The 19,814-nt window shown below is 31.5% G+C and carries 14 protein-coding genes and 5 pseudogenes; 2 read left to right on the top strand and 17 right to left on the bottom strand.

Going from position 1 to position 19,814, the window contains the following annotated elements; all coding sequences use genetic code 11:
* Positions 1 to 87: 87 nt before the first annotated feature.
* The 15 genes and pseudogenes from NSQ08_RS27365 to NSQ08_RS27295 form a co-directional block, all read right to left on the bottom strand.
* Positions 88 to 993: an alpha/beta hydrolase gene (locus NSQ08_RS27365; RefSeq protein ID WP_340780368.1), complete on the bottom strand. Its 906-nt coding sequence runs from the start codon at positions 991 to 993 to the stop codon at positions 88 to 90.
* A 128-nt stretch (positions 994 to 1,121) separates the two neighbouring features.
* Positions 1,122 to 1,373, bottom strand: a pseudogene (locus NSQ08_RS27360) (helix-turn-helix domain-containing protein); the annotation flags it as partial.
* Between the two features lie 66 nt (positions 1,374 to 1,439).
* Positions 1,440 to 1,724, bottom strand: a pseudogene (locus tag NSQ08_RS27355) (integrase); the annotation flags it as partial.
* A 579-nt stretch (positions 1,725 to 2,303) separates the two neighbouring features.
* Positions 2,304 to 2,491, bottom strand: a pseudogene (gene hfq, locus NSQ08_RS27350) (RNA chaperone Hfq).
* Between the two features lie 315 nt (positions 2,492 to 2,806).
* Positions 2,807 to 2,914, bottom strand: a pseudogene (locus tag NSQ08_RS27345) (IS6 family transposase); the annotation flags it as partial.
* 193 nt (positions 2,915 to 3,107) lie between these two features.
* Positions 3,108 to 4,502: a glycosyl hydrolase family 8 gene (locus tag NSQ08_RS27340; RefSeq protein WP_445686659.1), complete on the bottom strand. Its 1,395-nt coding sequence runs from the start codon at positions 4,500 to 4,502 to the stop codon at positions 3,108 to 3,110.
* A 350-nt stretch (positions 4,503 to 4,852) separates the two neighbouring features.
* Positions 4,853 to 5,617, bottom strand: a complete 765-nt coding sequence (locus tag NSQ08_RS27335) for an ADP-ribosyltransferase (protein ID WP_201050430.1) — start codon at positions 5,615 to 5,617, stop codon at positions 4,853 to 4,855.
* An 881-nt stretch (positions 5,618 to 6,498) separates the two neighbouring features.
* Positions 6,499 to 6,753, bottom strand: a complete 255-nt coding sequence (locus NSQ08_RS27330; protein WP_340780364.1) for a SunI/YnzG family protein — start codon at positions 6,751 to 6,753, stop codon at positions 6,499 to 6,501.
* A 104-nt stretch (positions 6,754 to 6,857) separates the two neighbouring features.
* Positions 6,858 to 6,980 carry a hypothetical protein gene (locus NSQ08_RS27325; protein WP_274606755.1) on the bottom strand — a complete coding sequence of 41 codons (123 nt, stop codon included), beginning with the start codon at positions 6,978 to 6,980 and terminating at the stop codon, positions 6,858 to 6,860.
* Positions 6,981 to 7,273: 293 nt separating this feature from the next.
* On the bottom strand, positions 7,274 to 8,116 hold the full coding sequence (locus NSQ08_RS27320) for an arylamine N-acetyltransferase family protein (protein ID WP_340780360.1): 843 nt from the start codon (positions 8,114 to 8,116) through the stop codon (positions 7,274 to 7,276).
* Between the two features lie 269 nt (positions 8,117 to 8,385).
* Positions 8,386 to 10,116, bottom strand: a complete 1,731-nt coding sequence (locus NSQ08_RS27315; protein WP_078204014.1) for a methyl-accepting chemotaxis protein — start codon at positions 10,114 to 10,116, stop codon at positions 8,386 to 8,388.
* 332 nt (positions 10,117 to 10,448) lie between these two features.
* A protein-coding gene (locus tag NSQ08_RS27310; RefSeq protein WP_445686656.1) for an IS3 family transposase occupies positions 10,449 to 11,644 on the bottom strand; the annotation gives its coding sequence in 2 pieces (ribosomal slippage) (positions 10,449 to 11,350 and positions 11,350 to 11,644; 1,197 coding nt in all).
* A gap of 208 nt (positions 11,645 to 11,852) precedes the next feature.
* Positions 11,853 to 12,674 (bottom strand): peptidoglycan-N-acetylglucosamine deacetylase, encoded by an 822-nt coding sequence (locus tag NSQ08_RS27305; RefSeq protein ID WP_340780354.1) that lies wholly within the window; start codon positions 12,672 to 12,674, stop codon positions 11,853 to 11,855.
* Positions 12,675 to 12,747: 73 nt separating this feature from the next.
* Positions 12,748 to 13,254 (bottom strand): DUF3902 family protein, encoded by a 507-nt coding sequence (locus NSQ08_RS27300; RefSeq protein ID WP_061676089.1) that lies wholly within the window; start codon positions 13,252 to 13,254, stop codon positions 12,748 to 12,750.
* Positions 13,255 to 13,308: 54 nt separating this feature from the next.
* Positions 13,309 to 13,984 (bottom strand): annotated as a pseudogene (locus NSQ08_RS27295) (D-serine ammonia-lyase); the annotation flags it as partial.
* Positions 13,985 to 14,181: 197 nt separating this feature from the next.
* On the opposite strand from NSQ08_RS27295, the gene NSQ08_RS27290 reads away from it, so the two are divergent.
* The gene (locus tag NSQ08_RS27290; protein ID WP_061676088.1) at positions 14,182 to 14,736 is read left to right on the top strand and encodes a helix-turn-helix domain-containing protein; all 555 of its coding nucleotides are present in this window, start codon (positions 14,182 to 14,184) and stop codon (positions 14,734 to 14,736) included.
* 149 nt (positions 14,737 to 14,885) lie between these two features.
* Here NSQ08_RS27290 and NSQ08_RS27285 read toward each other — a convergent pair whose 3' ends face one another.
* Positions 14,886 to 16,313: an S-layer homology domain-containing protein gene (locus tag NSQ08_RS27285; protein ID WP_340780349.1), complete on the bottom strand. Its 1,428-nt coding sequence runs from the start codon at positions 16,311 to 16,313 to the stop codon at positions 14,886 to 14,888.
* Positions 16,314 to 16,950: 637 nt separating this feature from the next.
* Between NSQ08_RS27285 and NSQ08_RS27280 the strand changes: the two genes are divergently transcribed.
* Positions 16,951 to 18,600 carry an S-layer homology domain-containing protein gene (locus tag NSQ08_RS27280; protein ID WP_340780347.1) on the top strand — a complete coding sequence of 550 codons (1,650 nt, stop codon included), beginning with the start codon at positions 16,951 to 16,953 and terminating at the stop codon, positions 18,598 to 18,600.
* A 622-nt stretch (positions 18,601 to 19,222) separates the two neighbouring features.
* Here NSQ08_RS27280 and NSQ08_RS27275 read toward each other — a convergent pair.
* Positions 19,223 to 19,814: CatB-related O-acetyltransferase (locus tag NSQ08_RS27275; protein ID WP_340780345.1), on the bottom strand; the 592-nt coding region annotated here is incomplete at its 5' end.

The following is a 19,814-nucleotide window of genomic DNA, read 5'->3' as shown; positions in this document are numbered from 1 at the left end:
AAAATGTCTTAACGTGGGTTTTATGTTATTTAGTTGGCGGGACCCCATTTTCAGCTTGTTTTAATTACTTTTTTACTAGATATCCACTCATTTGCCCATGTATTGGTGGAAAAATTCTATTTGTTCGTTGTTGAGTATTGTTGCTTCGTCTTTTCTTAAGTCCAGGTGGAATACATGACCGCTCGCTTTGTCATTATGACCATATTCCTTGTAAATATAATGAAGTCCTTCAGATTCTAATTTACTAAGGAAAACAGGTTGAATCCCAATCAATCCATCATTAACACTGCAAGTCACAAAAGACGGAGGAAAAGATGACGTAATGTTTGACTGAAAATCCATTTCCTTTTCATATTTATGAATTTCTTTTCCAAGGTAGTCCTTCATCAAAGCATTTAAAAGATTCCTGTACCATTTTTTCGTTTCTTTGTTTTTTATTTTATCGAGAGGATCATACATTCCGTGGTTTAATCCCATTGCTTTTATTCTTATATCAGGCATTTTGAAGTCAAACAGTTTTGCATACTTTAAATTAGTTATAATTGCTGCATACTGACTTGCAATCTGTGCTCCCGCTGAATCACCTACAATGAACAAATTATTTAAGTCCATATGAAACTTTGTTGAATTATTCTTCACCCAATGAAAAACTGAATTTACATCTTCCAGAGCCGCTGGAAATTTATACTTTGGTGCAAGACGGTAGTTGAAGTTTACTACCGTAAACCCGTACTGGGCTAAATTCATGCAGTAAAATTGATAAGCTTCCTTGTCCCCGTACACCCAGCCACCACCATGAATCGATATAATTACTGGCAAAGGTTTTTCCGTATCCTTTGGATAATACACGTCAAGCAAATGGTCTTCACTTTTATCCCCGTAGTAATCAAGGTTGTCAAACCTTTCAATATTTTCTGGGGTAGTTAACCCTTTATCTCTTTTAGCATCCCCCTTTTTAAATAACACATTTAATAAAACTGATGTTAATGACATTTCTTCACACCTCTTTTTGTAAAATGAGAATTACTTAACAGATTATTTTGTTTTGGGATTATATTTCGATAGAAGAAATAATTTATTCTTGTTCTATTAATCTGCCCCTTTAATGGAATAAGGAGTGATTATTTGTTCCCTTCAGATAGCTTTCTATATAATGAAGCTCTAGATACATTTGTAATTTCACAAATTTAATTTACAGTCATATTTCCTTCTTTGTATAGCTTTACTGCATAATTGATTCCTGCGTGATTTTTATGATATTTCTTTAACCGAGCCTTAAATTCCCCTTCTTTCTTAGCCAACTCAATCCCTTCACGTTGTCGCATACGAATAAGATCTCGCTCTAATTGGTTAACACCAGCCATTAACGTAATTTACTAGGTGAATACCATTTTAATGCGGAGAAAATGGTCTCATTAGATTCGTTAAAACCACTAAAACTTTCTTAACGTTGTAAAAAACGGGTGCATCGTCAGGAAAATGTGCTTAGCGTTGTAAATCCGCATTTTCCTGATGCTACCCCAATCATTAAAATACTCTTCATAATCCTCTTTACTAAGTGTTGTCCATATATTGCGTAATGGAAGCTTTTTAGACTTTTGCAACCACTGACCAAAATCTTCAATATCATAAGCATATCGTTTAATTGTGGAAGGTTTTCTTCCTTTATCTAATAAGAAAAAAGAAAAATGCTGTACTGTGTCTTGGAACTCTTTTGTTGGCATAACCTTATCATCCTCATTTTTTCTTTTAGTATATCAAATTTAAAATCGCTTAAAGTATACAAGCTCTTCTAAATTCATACGTATCGTTCCTAAATATTTTAAACAAACGTCTTCGTTTACTAAAGTAAACCTTAATAAATGAAAAAGATAAGATCGGCGAATACAATCTTATCTTAAGCATAAGGGAAAAACAATTGACAGAAACCAACTTGGGTGTTGATAAAATCTACATAATACTTATTATTGGTAACTGCGAAAACATAAAGATAGTCCTGAAGATTACTTTATTAATTTGAAGTTATTTACCTGTTTGTAAAGGTATACCTTTAAGGACATAACTTTAATCCTTATAAAATCAAAGTTTATCACGTTTATAAACATATCAAAAAGCATTTATAAACGTTTATTAAGTCTCGACAACCTTTATAAATTCCTTAGCGTACAATTTTCTTAAAATGATATGGTGACCCCTTATAGGGATCGCTATATTTTATGAGACAATACTTTCGAAATTTTAAGAGAACAGGAGTCAAAATTGACTCCTGTTCTCTTTTGTTAATTATTAAGAAGACACTATTTTTACATAGCAATTGTGGATATAGCTTGTTTATAAATTAATTGTTGTTTCCCATTAACCAACATAAGTACAGTAAAACGATCTACCCCAACAATTTGTCCTGGTATTCTGACGACGCTTTTTAAAAATAGAGTAATATTCTTTTTTCTTTTTTTAATCGCTCATAGCTTTCCTCTTGAAAGTCCCACATCTATTTCTCCATCTCCTTTAAATAAACAATCAATTCATAATAATAATTGTATCAGCTTAATTCCGACTGTGGCCACTAGGAATTAAAAATAACATGATGCTCCATTGAAGGATCTATTATAAAAGAAAAGCAACCATCCCCAACCCCTTCCAAGCTTGGAAGGGACTCGCTCGGCGCTAGCCAGGCAAACAGGTTTGAAAGACCTTCAAACCTATTTGCATAGGTTCAAGCGTTTGAGATAGGCGAATCCGTCCATTCCTTATCCTCCCTCGTAAAGAACGCTCAGTCCGGTACCATGGACAGATACAATATGTACTCCATCAAATCACGAAAGCTTAAGTTGTACCGTAGGTACCAACGTACAGTTAACAAGATGATGTCCGGTTGATAATGTTTCCACTTAAATATATTCTCCTTTTCCATACTGATCACGTACCTTTTATAGAGTAGTACTATCAGTATGTCCAAGTTTGATAGACCATTTTCGTATACTTCAAATTTTTTGCACCAGAATCAGAAATGCTAAGTTGTTAGTGATGAGTACTCCCTCTCATATAAACAAGAAAATGTGTGAACAAAAAACGTAGGAGTATGTAGTCCTACGTTTTTTTATAAGCTATTCCTTAAATTCAGACTGAACTTCTGAATTTATTTGGCTTTGTATATTCTTTTCATCAGGAGTCGGCTTCCACCAATTCCCAGTTAAGAATAACATGGTCAATAGATTATAACTATCACTGAAATAGCTTTCTTTCTTATTTTTCATCCAATCCCAACCGCTATTCACCCAAGCTTGATTGTTACTATTGGTTGTACCAGCGGCAATAAATGGTGAAACGAATACAGCTGTTGGATAATCACCAATATTTGTTCCATCTAGGCTATAACCGTCTACAATTTTAGATGGATTACCTTTTGTTTTATTTTTTATCCATGTAGTAACCTTCTCAGAAATCACCTTACTTCTCTTTTCTCCATACATTGCATAGTCCATAACAATTCGGAGTGGTACACGACTCGCATTATAGTAATATGCATCGGTATGTTTTGATTCATCTAAAAAGTTTTTAGGTGCAGGTTGTGGTGGGTTTTTCACAACAAAATCAGAAATCAATCCTGTAGTTGGAGAGTATTTATTTGTAAACTGTGTATAAGTATTGTAGAGATTGTCAACAACATGAAGCCAAGTTTTATCCCCTGTAAATTCATAGAACGCTCTTAAATGAGACATCATCCAATCGGAAGGTCTAGTGTCAAATGTACTTTTGGAACCCCAATCACCTAAATTCAAACTATTATTTTTGGTCACATTACTAGCCTTAATACCTTTTGTAATCATATTTTGAGCTTCTTTCAAATAGTTGATTGTGCCATTTGATCCCCATTGCTTATGAGCAAGAAGAAGTGAGTAAGCAATGTCTAAATCCCCATCTGTCGCAGAATCAAAATGCCCTTGCGCTTTTTTGCTATCGGCTACAACCCAACCCATTAAATTTGGGTTTTCGGAACTTTTAAAAGCTCTCGCTGTCTTAAATAAGCCATTATAAATAGTTTGGGCGTTTGAATCATAACCTGCCATTAAGACCGTGATTATCATACCATAACCTTGTCCTTCTGAAGTTCCTAACGGTTTAAAACCATCCGCATTCCCTGTAATCTCTCCTTTGACATAGTAGCCACCTGGTAGTGAAGAAAGATCATTCTTTAGATACTTCTTTTTCCAATTGTTATAATAATTTATAACTGAGGTATTCAAACTTTCTTGCGAAACATGATTTGGTTTAATAACACCAGAGTAGTTTACTTGCTGTGGAAAGGGTTTCATCTCTTTAGCAACAGCTGATACTTGGGAATAATTTGATATAGTTGAAGTGTTTCTTAATGAAGTACTGTCTAAAACCTCTGCAGAAGTACAATTAGTATAACTTGCTAATCCTATCCCAAATGCACATATAACGGTGAATATCTGTTTTTTTCTGCTCCCTAAAAAAATATTTTTAAATACAGACACGATCCTATGAACACTACTCTACTAATATTTCCATTCCATTTTACTTATGATGTAAGTTATGGTCCCTGTAATAGAAATTCAAGTTATCATGGATAATAACCACGTAAGTTTATATACGCTCATGTGTTCCCGCTATCACAGCAGCCACTAATAGACCAAATGTACTTTCAATATAACAACTCTATCAAATTTCATAACATGTTAACGTAAGATATGTAGTGCTGCTGTACATCCGTCAACTTATATATTCATACCATTCCATCAATTAAAGTCGCGTTACTGTCTATTTATATAAGTTTCAAAACTTATATTAGAAGGAAGCTTTGAATAATACGAAGGTGATTTTATTATTACCTTTTTACTAATGCCTCAATCTTTATATGCTTTTCATCATTACTTAATTCCATTTTACTTATAATATAAGTTGTATTTCTAGGTAGTAAAAACTCATATTGTCCTGGATAAGAACTATGTTTTTCTATATATCCTCCGTGTGTTCCAGCTAATGTTTTAAATTCTATTTGGAAAACTTTTGTGCTAACTATTGGAGTATTAGATAGCAAAGAAGTACTTATATATCCATATTCTGTTTTAGATTTCCCTTTATATTTTTCTTTCAATTTATTAAATTCTTCTTTATCGATTTTACCATTTTTTATTAATTTATTAGGGTCATCCATAAATGCAATAGGGTCATCTCCTCTGAATAAAATTACATCCTCAGGTATCTCCCCCCTATTTAATACGCTGTCTAAAGCTAGAATATTATTTTTGTCGTTTGGATTTTTAATCTTTGTTATGTCTCCTTTGTTATCTCTAAGTGGTGTATTAAATTTCCCAGCATATTTTGTATAGCTATTTAAAACAGTCTGTTCATTTTTGTTTGGTTTCCATTTATTGTATTGTTTTTCTCCCCATTTTTTTGCTTGTTCTGGCGTTTCACACACTTTATACTGTCCTTGTTTCTTACATTCAGTTGATTCTTTTGCCGCTACTTGATACATATCTTTTTCTTCTGAAAGTGAATCAGCATATGCACTGTGACCACTTCCACCGAATAACATTGATGCTGTTACAACAGCAGTTGATAATAAACCTAGTGAACGTTTCAACATTACCACTCCTTAAAATTTATTTACATAACAAACGTACTCTTTTTTTTTTAGTTTCGTAATACTTTTAAATATTTTTCAAAAGAAGTCTGACCTGATATGTTTTTTATATTTTTATAACATAGGATATTTTATATAAATAATTTTCGAAGATTACAGTAACTGATACTCACGAAACTCAACATAAATGAGAAGGAATACATAAGAGAATTAAAGTCATTATTCGTTAATTATCTTGATATTTATACAAATTAATTAAATATTAATATGAAGTTAGGGTAACTATACATATTTTCTAGGAATTAATTGAGAAATAGTTTTATGTATATGAAAAACTATAATGTAATAGTAATATCCTTTTATGATTCCCAGATAAAAGAAATACAAAGATAAAAAATAATAGACTCCAAAAAACATGTTCAACATTCGTCTGATTTTATATTTCCCACTATTTTTATAGGAGAATCTTGACAAGAGGTTTGGCCAAGGAATGTAGCTATTAATTTTGATGCCCGGACAAACTATTAATGTACTTATGTCATTGATAGTTGCATGTTAGTAAGAGTTCATAAAAATGAAATACATTTAAACATAAAAATAATAGCCCTCCTAATTATAGGAGGGCTATTATTTCTCATATCAGTAAATGCGATTTTATACTAGTTTATACAATTGAAATCAGTATATTTCACGAACATTACATTATTATTGGTTAAGTAGTTTAGGGTTTCTTGTCGCAAGTTCAAAAGGTTTAGACTCTCATGTCCTGTAATTGAGACAAGAGAGTACCTACAGAATTTTTGATAATGTTTATTTATCAACGTTTGTTAATGAGATTTTAGTTTAGACTTTCATGCCGTTCTACACTTCTTATTAGAACTGTATTACTCAATATTAATTTCTTCTAAGATTATAGATGGATTAACAACAAATATAATGAAGTTTAAGTTTGTAGTATGTATTAGTATTCTATTCTTCGAGGAAGATGGAGTTCCAATATAAACAACATGATCGAGCTTATTATGAGGAACGTCATTCGTAGATATAGTAATTATATCTTTTAAGGGGATGGTAATCTCTGCTGATTGCCATGCAATCATTATACTATCTTGGGACTTTGTTATGCTAATTCTTAACATTTTATATCAATCCTTTATTAGTTTTAGATAAATAATTAACCAATTATCTAAATTATTTTAAGTTAAACTATCTATTATGATATACAGATTTTAAAAATTTGTGCTTATGTATGCAAAATTACATGTACAAATTCCTTATTCCCATAAAAATACATAACATAAATGGAAAATAAGATACCCATAATTCCACCGGTAAGTCCTAATATGTATCCTGTTGTTCTTCTCAAGATTAACACTCCTTAAAATACAATATTATTCGAAATTATTCTATTAAAAGTAAAATACAAATCATTTACTTTTATAGCTATATTAATTTATAATTTTATGAACGAAAAAAGCACTCTTTCGAGTGCTTTTTCTAATACTGCATAAAAAATTATGCTTTTCCACTCTTAAAACATATTGTAAATAAAGTATACTAACTATCTCAATTGAAATTATATAAAGGTATAAAAATGTAATTTTATTTAAACAAATCTATTTTTAAACGACAAAGAAATTTTATATGAGTTAGTTTAAGCTAGCCTCTTTCTAAAATTTTATCGAGGTATTTATCTAGAGAAATATTAAATACTTCTTTAAGAATCTGCTGATATTCTTCTTCATTTATAGTTCGTTTACTTTTTTGGCCTTTTCTTGTTTCTGTAAAACTTTTTTTAGTAAGTGAAATATGTCCATCTTCAATTAATTTGCAGACAATGTATCCTTTGTTAAAAGGTGATTCGGAGTGCTCTACAATAATATTTTGTATAGCATTTACTTTGTTTGTATCTATTTCATCTAATGAAAACGCAAACCCAGTGCACCATGTATTAGTAGGTTCAGAATTAAGGAATTGGGCACTCTCCCCATTTTCTCCTTTTTTCATTTCTAGTAGGTAAGTTCCTTTTTCAGTATTCTGTTTACGAATACGATATTTTCCCGTTTGAGATGAGATCACTTCACCGCTAAATGGAACTGGGTGTAATGGAAGATGTGAGGCAAGTCCCCCATCTATGATGTATTTGTGATTATTATAATTTAAAATAATAATCACATGTCCATCGTCAGGCTTCCACTTATCACCACCTAAATCGTAGACCGTACCAGATATGCGATAGACATCAAATCCACAATCAAGTAAAAAATAATATAATACGGTATTGAGCTCGTAACATAGTCCTCCGCGTTGAGTTAATAGTAATTTTTCTTGAACATTCTTTCTAATAATTTTCCGGATATTTTTGTTCATAACGTCTAAATTTTCATAAGGTATTACATATGCCATTTGCTGAAGAATTTCATGTAAATTTTCAAAGCTTACATCTTCTTTCGGAGATATCTGTAACCGTGAGAAAAAACTTTTTTGTAATTCAGTTAACACTGTGCATCACCTTCCATTTATAGAAAATTTAACCATTATCTATAATGGTACACTAAATAAATATATAATCAAGTGTAATAAAATAAAATCAAGTTCTTTATGGTATGTTTTTATATAAGACATAACATAAAGCTATTTATTATATAAAAATTTATCCAAAAACAAATTTCACGTTCCTTGAGGAAGGAGTCTTCTTGGCTAAAATGATAAAAAAGTACAGGCCTTTAATTGATTAAGGACCTGTACTTTTTTGTCATATTTGATATATTTTATTTCTCGTTTTTTTGCTCTTCAATAATAAATTTTGAAACTAATGCTGACAATGCTTCTACTTTTTCTTTTATTTTGTTAGATTGATTCGATATCTCCTCAATTGATGCTGCTTGTGATTGGATTGAATGTACAGTTTGAGTTGTTTCCTTAGCTACTTGTGTTGCAGTTTCAGAAACACTCGACATAGAGGCATTTACTTCTTCTGTACCGGCAGACATTTCTTCTGTCGCTGCAGATACTTCTTGAATTTGGCTAGTGATTTTATTAATAGCCACCATAATAGATGAGAATGCTTGATCTGCTTTATTAGCAGTTTCTTTTCCTTCCGAAGCTTTTTGTTGGCCTTTTTGCATTGCATCAACTGTATCTTTTGTATCTCTTTGAATTAATTGTATTAAATTATTGATTTCATTTGCGGATTTTTTAGACTTCTCAGCTAAATCCCCCACTTCTGCTGCCACCACCGCAAATCCTTTTCCATTTTCTCCAGCACGTGCAGCTTCAATTGAGGCGTTTAAGGCAAGAAGGTTTGTTTGTTCAGCAATATTAGTGATAGCATCCAGAGCTTTATCAATTTGCTGCGTACGTGTAACAAGCCTATCTATTACTTTGGATGTTTCTTCAACAACCTCATGAATACTATTCATTTGAAGTATAGATTGTTTTATCACTTCACTACCAGAATTGACTTGTTCTGTTGTTGTGACAGCCACTTCTGTAACCATTGCTGAAGATTCAGCTACTGTTTGAACTCCATTCGCAATTTCTTCCATTGATGATGAACTTTCTTGGATACTAGTAACTTGTCCTTCTATTTTTTCATCGACCTCAGATATAGTTTGAACAACCTCTCTTGATATATGAGATGCTCGTTTAGTATCTTGCAACATCCCATTGGTAGAAGAAATAACCTCTTGTGTTGTGATTTTTACTTCTCCAATTAATTGTTGCAAGTTATCCAGCATACTATTAAAAGACTTCACAATGCTTCCCAATTCATTATTTGATTTATAAGAAGTGCGTATTGTTAAGTCACCTTCAGATACTCGCTCCATATCTCTTTCTAATAATACAATTGGTTGTTTGATTGCACTTTTAATGATATAACCAATAAAAATGACTATTGCAATTGCTATAATGGAGATACTAATAAACAGCATCATGGTATTTGTTGCACTGTCAGTATTATTTTTTTGTAATTGATCTGCATTATTATTATTAAATTGGATAAGTTCACGAATTGCCTGAATTGACTTTTTCATATTAGGATCAACCTCTTTTAGGTAATAAGCATATGCTTCTTCATTATTAGATTGTCCCAAATCTTGTACTTTCTTCAGTTGTGTTCTTAATTCTTTAAATGTTGTATAAAATGTTGTATACAATTCTTTTTCTTTATTAGAACTAACTCTAGTCTCAAACTTCTTTAATAACTGATCAGTTTCTGTACGAGCTACATCTATTTCTGTCAAAAGCTCTTTTATTCTTTTTTCATCTTTTGATAGAATAGTTTCCTTTACATTCATATTGATAAGATAATAATTAGACTCTATTGCTCCTATCCACTGAATTGGTAATAAACTATCTTCATACATAGTAGTAGAAGCATACTCACCTTTTTTAAGACCCCAAAATCCTAGTATAGATAATATTATACAAGCGACACTTGCTATAACTACCAATACGTTTAATGTTGTGCCAATTTTACTGTTTTTTAAAAACGACAATTAAATCCCCCCTAATTGTTATATATTGATTAAATGATAATTATATAAAAATAAACGACAAAATGCGACATTTAATTATTTATATCCATTGGAAAATCCGTAAAAGCTTTTCTAAAATAACGTAACTATTTATTTTAGAATTGATACATGTTTTAGGTTTAATCAATTTCTGTAGTGATAATGTAGTAGTTAAATCTGAATTTAACTACTATTTGCATGGTGTAAGTTAATCTCCCCTCCTATCACTGTGCAGTGACATAAACCTCAAATTATTTAAATAAAAAAGCCTATACTTTGGTCTTATCCCTGTCAAGTAGACAGTATTAAAAAGACTAAGCAGCCATCGAGATTCGATATTCTATCAGAGCTCGATGGTTGAGTCGTTTTTGGAAACGTTTATAGTTATAAAAGTAAATATATTCTTCAATTGCTTGTATTAAATCGGCTTCTGTTTTAAAATGATTCAAATACAACATCTCCGATTTAAAATGGGAGAAAAATGACTCGATATAGGCATTATCATGACAGTTTCCTTTGCGAGAGTGGCTGCCAATGATACCTAAATCTAAAAGTCGTTTGTTGTAGGCATGAGATGTGTACTGGAATCCCTGATCTGAATGGAGAATGGTTCCACACACATCTCTTTTTTGTGCCAACATTTCAATTGTATCTAATACAAGTTCATTATCATTACGCTTGGAAATTTTCCAAGAAACAACTTCGTTGTTATAAATATCTTGTACAACAGAAAGATAGCGGAATCCCTCTTGAAATCGTAGGTAGGTAATATCTGTAACAAGCGCTTCATTTTGTTGGCGATTTTTGAATTCACGGTTTAAAACATTTGGAAAAGTATTAGAGTAATTCCCTTTAAAGAAGCGACGCTTCTTCCGAATAATAGACTGAATGTCAAGCTCACTCATTAAGCGATATACCTTTTTGTGATTTATAAAATAACCCTCCTCTTGTAAAGCGATTTTCATACGTGGATAACCATATTCTTTGTGCTTTACGTGAATAGATTGAATTACCTTTTTTAATCGTTTATCGGATTCTAGTCGCATGTTTTTCATACTTTTTGTATGAATCCACTTATAGTAACTTGAGCGATGTACACTCGCAAAATTAGTAAGCCATATAACGGGATATTTTCTCTTTAGTGATTCAATGATATGATATCTTTCTTTATATTTTAGTACGCCTCCATTTACAGATTTGGATACTGCTTTTTTAAATATTCGACCTGAGCCTTATAGTAGTCACGTTCCTCTTCAACGGTATTAAAATGAACACGTTTGCCTTTTAAAGGGTTTGGTATACCTTTCATTCCACTATTTTTCCCACGAGTATCTGTAATTTCACCACATTCTTTATATTTTTTTACCCAATTTTTAAGTTGTGTAGAGCTTTTAATCTGATATTTCTCCGTCATCATACCGTAGCTTCCTTCTCCGTTTAAATAACTTTGAACAGCTGATAACTTTACTTCTTCTGAGTATGTATTAAATGTTGCACCTTTTTTTGCCATGAAAAATCCCCTCCAAGTAATAGTGTAACATCCATGTGTATACATGGTCTTTTTCACACTGTCTACCTAAAGGGGATAATATCAACTTAAATTAATAAAAAAATAGCCAGTTAAAAGAGCGTGTTTTCATTTATTAACTAAACACGCTCTTACATATATTTAAACCCTATATCATTTATTCCATTCTATAATTAATACATATTCCTTTTTATATCTGGTTATCATGCCAGAAGTTTATTGGAAAATGATTATTCTCATCATAAGCTTCAAATTCATAACCTTTTTCTTTTAATCCTTTTATAATTGCTGGAACTGCCGCGACAGATTGTGGATGAATATCATGCATTAAAACAATTTCTTTTGAAGACGTCGCACCTGCTAATACATTTTGAACAGTTTTTGCGGCTGCTACATCAACGGGTAATTTATTATATTTCCAATCTAAAGAATCAATTGTCCAATCCCAAACTTTTAAATTATTCAAGACCACTTCATTTCGAAGTAATTCATTTAAGCCAGGCATTGATCCATATGGTGGGCGTGTTAATTTCGGTGAGTTTCCAATAACATTTCTAATTAAAGATTGATCCTCTTTCATTTCCTTAACATATTCCTTATTGGTGTATAACTTTTTAAAATCATGTGTCATGCTATGCATGCCAACATAATGGTTCTCTACATGCTCTCGTTTCACTAAATCTGGGAACCTTTTCACATTATCACCAATTAAAAAGAATGTTGCTTTTACATTATTTTTCTTTAATACATCTAATAGGTTAGCTGTATATTTTCCTGGTCCATCATCAAAAGTTAAATATACAACTTTTCTTTCTTTACCATCAAAACGACTAGGTATCGATTTTTTTAATTCATTTTTAGGTAGACTGCTCACTTGTTGAACACTGTTTACCTCTTTCGCATTTACCAGCTTAGGGTTCGTAATAGATTGAAACATGTAATAACCTATTGATACTAATATAATGGCAAATAATACACTTATAATTCGCTTTTTCTTAAGCTTAATTCTCATTCTATAATTCTTCTTTCTAATTTATTAACTGAGTTCATGTTGGATTATCTACTTTTATACTATTTAAATGCTACTACCATCCTGCACTTGCATTCATACCAGTTGCCATAAAAGTAATAAATAACGGCCAAAATAACGGCCATAACGTAAGAAGTATATTTAGAAGTATAAGTATACTATATACCCCAGGGAAATTATGATTTTTACGATTTACAAATACTAAAATCACTAATAATATTATGGGTATTAAATATAAAAATAGCATTAGAAACCAATACCATGTCATTAAAGTAAGACTCAATGGTCCTAATATCTCGTGTACAACTCCGAATGATATTCCTAATACTCCAAAACTAAAGGTTGTAATTATTGTTTTTAGAAGCACTTTAGCGAATTTTGAGTCGTACGTTTTTCTGCTATATAGACCTATCACAATATACAACGATAGATATGCCATTAATACACCTATCCAAATCAATAGCCAGTCTGCATCTAACATAAAGAAGACAAACAGTGACCAACACACCCCTACTATTGAAAAAACAAGGGAAATAATTATATTTTTTAAAACTGGTTTCATGTTCATTTCACATCCTTTAAAAACTTAAGAATACATTATTAGCTTGTATTCTTCTTTTTCTACCGCTTTACTATAGTCTGTTGTATATTCAATAACAGTAATGCCTTTACTTCTAAGTAGATTCTTTTTCCACGTTTTCGCATCAGTTGACATATGGACAGTTACATTGAATCCTAACTTTACACTCATAATTCCAATGCTTAACCCTAAATTTCCGGTCGAACCTACTGCAATTGAATAATTTGAAAAGAATGTTCTAAACCTGTCACTATCTAATACGGAATAATCATCTTGTTTAGTTAATAAATGATGTTTCAAAGCTAAATCTTCGGCGTGTTTTAATACCTCATATACTCCGCCTCTTGCTTTAATAGATCCTGAAATGGGAAGATGACTATTACATTTTAGTAATAATTGTCCTGGTATTTCCTCTTTATATTCTTCTTGCAGATATTGTTTCATGGAATTAATATTTACTAGTGGCGATTCAATAATGCCATTCGCCTCTTGTGTTTCAGGAAAAACTTTTGCATTATTATGGAGCAAATCGTTTTAATCGATCTTCTGCATCTATAACATCCACTCTAGTTAAAGTACTAGCTAGAATAAAAGATTCAAAATCTGTCTTACTTGGGTTAAGTAAAAAAACTTCCTCGGTTTCAATTAATTTTTGAAAAAATGGATACTTCTTTCTCAAATTCTCTTTTGTTTCATTTGCAATTTCTCTCAGTCATAAACCCCCTTGTAAATATAATCAATCCATTTCAATCACTTCACGTCTTATTTAATATTCTTACAACGATATAAATGTTTGAAAATTAATCATAATTTATTATAATTAAGTATATATTAACAATGTATTAAGTATAAGTAAATAAAATTAATTTTAATTTAATAAATTTCACTCATTTAAAGGGGATTATGTATATGAACAATATTAATGTTGGTCAAAAAATTATGGGATTTAGAAAAGGTGCAGGATTAACTAGTAAACGTTTAGCTGAATTAGCTGATATAACACCTTCCATGTTAAGTCAGATTGAGAAAGGGATCACGAATCCATCATTACAAACACTAAAATTAATTTCTGTAGCATTAAATATTCCTTTATTTAATTTTTTCTTGGAAGATACCAATACAGAAGAATTAGTTGTAAGAGCGGAACAAAGAAAACAAATAACCTTCCCTGAAAGCGGTAATGTTTCGTATGAGTTATTATCTCCTAATTTAGATGGATCACTGGAATTGGCTTTAATGAATCTGCTACCTCAAACCGCTTCATCTATGGAGCCTGTGGCACATAAAGGTGAAGAAATAGCATTTATTATGGAAGGACAAGTAAAACTATATCTAAATGATGAGGTTCTACTTCTTAATCCAGGTGATAGTGTTAAAATCCCACCATACGCAAAACATAAATGGGAAAACACTTCTTTACACAAAGTCACTGTTATATTTGGAGTAACCCCACCATCTTTTTAATTTTAAATACTAGCGCATAAAAGTTAGAGGAAATAATTCTCTAACTTTTTTGTATACATAACTATATTTAAAAAAAGTAAAAAACTTGTCTCATAATTATATGGGATTATAATCTAAACGATTAAGAGTAGTGAGAGAGACCTTTCTAATTACATACTTAAATTACTTTTTAATGCCCAGTATTTTTCTCCATGAGTTTCAAAAGAGAATTCTATCCATCCATTTGGATCTTCACGATAAATAAAGATGTTTGTTCCAGGAGTTACTGTACCAACTTTATTTTCATCGACTGCTACATCTGATTTACTTTTAATTTTTAAATGAAATGGATAAGGTACATGATAGTAAGCGGCTGATGATACAATATTTGCGCTCGAACCATCTTCATACATTTTATACGGTATTTCATTAGATAACGCTTCGACATCTAATGTTTCAGGGTTCTTCGGTAATTTTTTTGCATGTGTATAGTCTTTTGCACGGAACGGTTTAATACGCCCCATAATACCTGCAATTTTGTTAGCCCATCCTTTATCTGATGCATATTTCACGTTCATACCAGCTAACGTTGGTCCGTTATAACGCATACCATCTTCTTCTAAATATCTTTCTCGCACATAATTAGCATTATAAGCAATACTGTCGCTGTAGGTTGGTAAATATTTTGCATATTTAAACGGATCTCCATCATATGCACGTAATCCGAATAGATTATGTTTTTGATATGCAATTTCTGATTTTCCATATCCAGATTCTAAAATTGCATGAGCGGCTAAATATAGAGCATTTACACCATATTTATTTTGTGCGTTGATAAAGTCTTTCCCATGTCCAACTAATGGACTATCTGAATGGTATTGTGCAATAAAACTATCAATTTCTTGGGCAGTAATATTAGAAGCCACTGTTAAGTTTAAATCTTCATATGATGTAGCAGTAATGATTTCTTTGTCTTCTAAACCATTGTTTTGATTTTGTTGCAACATATCAGTTTTAGCAGTAAGTTGAGCGGCTTCAGCTCGTGTTATGAATCTATTTGGTTGCCAACCGTTATCAGTCCCAACTGAGATTTTTAAGTTAATTAAAATATTGGCGAATTTTTCACCCCAATGTCCTTTTAAATCCTCAAATTTACTTTGGCCATTATCATTTGTTGTACTCTGTAGTTTATAAGCATTTACTAGCATTGTCGCCATAGCAGCACGTGTAACTTTTCCAGTTGGATTGAAGATGCCATTCCCTTCTCCTTTAATGATGCCAGCTTTTTCAGCAGCAGCAATATAGGGAGTAGCCCAATGGTTTTGTGAATCTGTAAAGGAAGGTTTTGCATTGAAGTCAATTTTCGTACCCAAAACCCTTGTCATAATAGTCGCCGCAGAAGCTCTGTCTAATGAATCATTTGACCCAAAAATCCCATCTGGGTAGCCACTTAATACTTGTTTATCTACTAAATAATTTACAGATTCCTCTGCCCACTTTGGAACATCAGGAAACTTTTGAGTATCCGCAAATATATTAGATGAGTAGGATAGTAGACTTCCTGCAATAATTCCTGTAGCAATTAACTTGGATTTCATAAAATATTCTCCTTCTAAATCTTAATTTCTATCCATTCTCATGCATTTAATTTACATTATTCCTTTATTAAGAAATAAGAATAAAAAATTGCAATGAATGTTGGTTTGTTTATTGAATAATTAACCATATTTTTAATGGAAAATATATATAAGGAATTGTGTAAACAAAAGCTCTTTATTCAACAGAGTATATAGAGAAAAAGTTCTCTATCAATATACATCTCTTAAAATTTTATAAGCGTAACATACATTTAGTTCAATGATTGTAGTTATTTACATATAAGTGTCAATGAATAAATATAAGTTTATATTCAACTTTTTTATTAAATTCAAGTTGGTTTTGTATTCTTGTTAAACTAGTAAATACACTTGAGAATTAATCTCAATTCATTATAATTAAGTATACATTAATAAGTCAATACATTATTAAATTTTAGTAAATAAAATTAATTTATATTGATTTTTTATGTAAATATTATACATTTATGTTAAAGTTATTCATTGACACTCGTGCATATAAGTAACTATAATCGTTACACCAAATTGAATAGATGTCAGCATCATCACAAACATATAAATATAAAAATAAAAAAACTCAATTTGGTCATACAATAGATTGGTAGAGGTGTATATTTTTATGAAGCGCAAATTAATCACAACAGGTCTCCTCGCTGGGGCTATATTATCCTATTCTTCTAGTATTTTTGCGGATACTCAAAAGTTTCCTGATGTTCCAAAGTGGGCAGAGGAATCTGTAAATTATTTAGTAGATAAACAAGCTATATCAGGTTTACCAGATGGTACCTTTGGCTCAAACGCTACGTTAGATCGAGCTTCCGCCGCAACAATTATAACAAAAGCCTTAGGGATAAAAATTGATACAAAAGCCAAACCTTCTTTTACAGATACCCAAGACCACTGGGCTACTCCCTATATTGCTGCTGCTGAAAAAAATGGCATCATTAAAGGAGAAGGGAATGGAATCTTTAATCCATCCGGAAAAGTTACTCGTGCTGCCATGGCTACTATGCTAGTAAATGCTTATAAACTACAAAGTACAACAAATGATAATGGCCAAATTAAATTTGAAGATTTAAAAGGACATTGGGGAGAAAAATATGCCAATATTTTGATTGACTTAAAAATTTCCGCTGGAACTGATAATGGTTGGCAACCAAATAGAGTGATAACACGTGTTGAAGCTGTTCAACTTACTGCTAAAACTGATATGTTGTCTAGAGAGATGAATAGTGAATTAAAAGAAAAAGACTATACAAATACTAATACTCTTCTAAATCAGCATCAAAAGCGTTCAGGTAAAGTAATTGAAAAAACAGAAGAAGGATTAGTGGTTTCAGGTAAAAACTCAAGTGTATACGCTATGGTTTCTTCCCCTGAGGTCCTTAGAGATATTCAGATTGGGGACACCGTTACCATTTATGCACCTATTTTTATAGGCTCAATACCATGTCAACCAAATACAGCTAAATATGCAATTGTTCAAAAAGAAAATGAAGAAAACGTGCTAAAAAAACAATATAAAATGCACACTGGAAATGTAATCAATAAATCAAATGACGCTATTGAAATTTCTAGTGAAGATTCGACTGTTAGTGCTATCGTTTCTCCTGAAATCTTACAAGATATAAATATTGGAGATACCATTACTATTTATGGGGCATATTTTATGAATAATATGGCAACTGGTGAATTGTTTGCTAAAGCTCCAATCATCGAAAAGTTGGCAAGTAAGACAGTGACTCCTAATACAAGTGTAGATAAATCGAATTCTATATCAGAAGTCGATAAAAAAGAACAAAATGCTCTGAATCAACACCAAAAACGTTCAGGTAAAGTAATTGAAAAAACAGAAGACGGATTGGTGGTTTCCGGTGAAAACTCAAGTGTATATGCTATCGTTTCTTCCCCTGGGATACTTAAAGATATTCAGATTGGGGATACCGTTACCATTTATGCACCTATTTTTATAGGCTCAATACCAGGTGAACCAGCAACAGCAAAATATGCAATTGTTCAAAAAGAAAATGAAGAAAACGTGTTAAAAAACCAATATATAATGCACACTGGAAATGTAATCAATAAAACAAAGGACACTATCCAAATTTCTAGTGAAGGCCTGACTGTTACTGCTGTTGTTTCTTCTGAAGTGCTTGAGAATATTCAAGTTGGGGATACGGTTACTATGTATGGTGCAGATTTTATGAGAAATCCATCAAATGATGAATTATCTGCTAAAGCTCCAATCATTGAAAAGTTGGCAAAATAAATATTAGGTTTCCAATGGGAAAATCCCCATACTAATAAGTATACAGATGCTATTTCTCTAATATATATGGTTGTGTTAGTTACTTAAAATTGATATAAATTTGCTTTGTCTAAAGCTAAAAACAAGAGGCTTCTTACAATTAAGAAGCTTCTTGTTTTTTGTATAAGTGAATGGGATTTATAATTATTAAAATGGAACATTTTATCCCCTATAAATCTATTTATTTAGAATACTTTCATGGATATTTTATTATAAGCTAAGTAGTTTAAGGTTTCTTGTCCCTAGTTCAAAAAGTTTAGACTTTCATGTCACATTATTGAGACATGAAAGTACCTACAAAATTTATGATAATGGCTATTTATCAACGATTGCTCATGAAACTCTATACTTTTTAGACAAGAAAGTGGATACTTCTTTACCTATCATTGTTTTGGGACAAGAAAATGGGTAATTTTTTATAAAGGGAGGCTCTTTAAAAGGTGTAACAAAATTAATTTTTCAATTTTGTTACTAGGCTAATTATGCAGAAGTGTTCAAATGATTAAACCATTAGATGTTATATGATGATTTAAATACCTATAAAAAAACTACATTCTATATAGAATGTAGTTTTTTTACTAATTTATTTATTTTTCACTTCACTTTTATAGAAATTGTATAACTGCTCTATAGATGGACTAGATAAAAGAGGAATTGCCCTCTCAACTAATTCTCTATTCCAATCAAACCAACGCATTTCCATTAACATACTAATTTCTGTATCAGTGAACCGTTTTTTTATTTCTTTAGCGGGATTACCCCCAACTATAGTATATGGTGGAACATCTTTAGAAACTACAGATCCAGCTGCAATAATTGCACCTTCGCCAATTGTAACACCAGGCATGATTATAGCATTCATACCAATCCAAGCATCACTTTTTATGACTGTATCACCCTTCGGTTCAAATGATTGCTTTATTTGCTCAACGAATGGATAAACTGTAACCCATTCTGAGTGGTGGTTATGATTACCCCCCATTAATATGACAACTCCAGTTGCAATACATACATAATTTCCAATTATGAGTTTATCAAGATGCCAACCCATTTGTTCAATTGGATTGAAAAGCGCTCGAGACTTAACATCTCCCCACAAATATCTTACACAACTATCTTCAAAATTTTGATGTCCATAATATCCTGAATAATAGGAGTACTCTCCTACTTCAATA

Origin of the sequence: Bacillus sp. FSL E2-8887 (assembly GCF_038007205.1) — a bacterium.
Taxonomy (GTDB): domain Bacteria; phylum Bacillota; class Bacilli; order Bacillales; family Bacillaceae_G; genus Bacillus_A; species Bacillus_A mycoides.
Note: the sequence above shows the minus strand (reverse complement) of the source record. Positions and strands in the feature narration are given on the sequence as shown.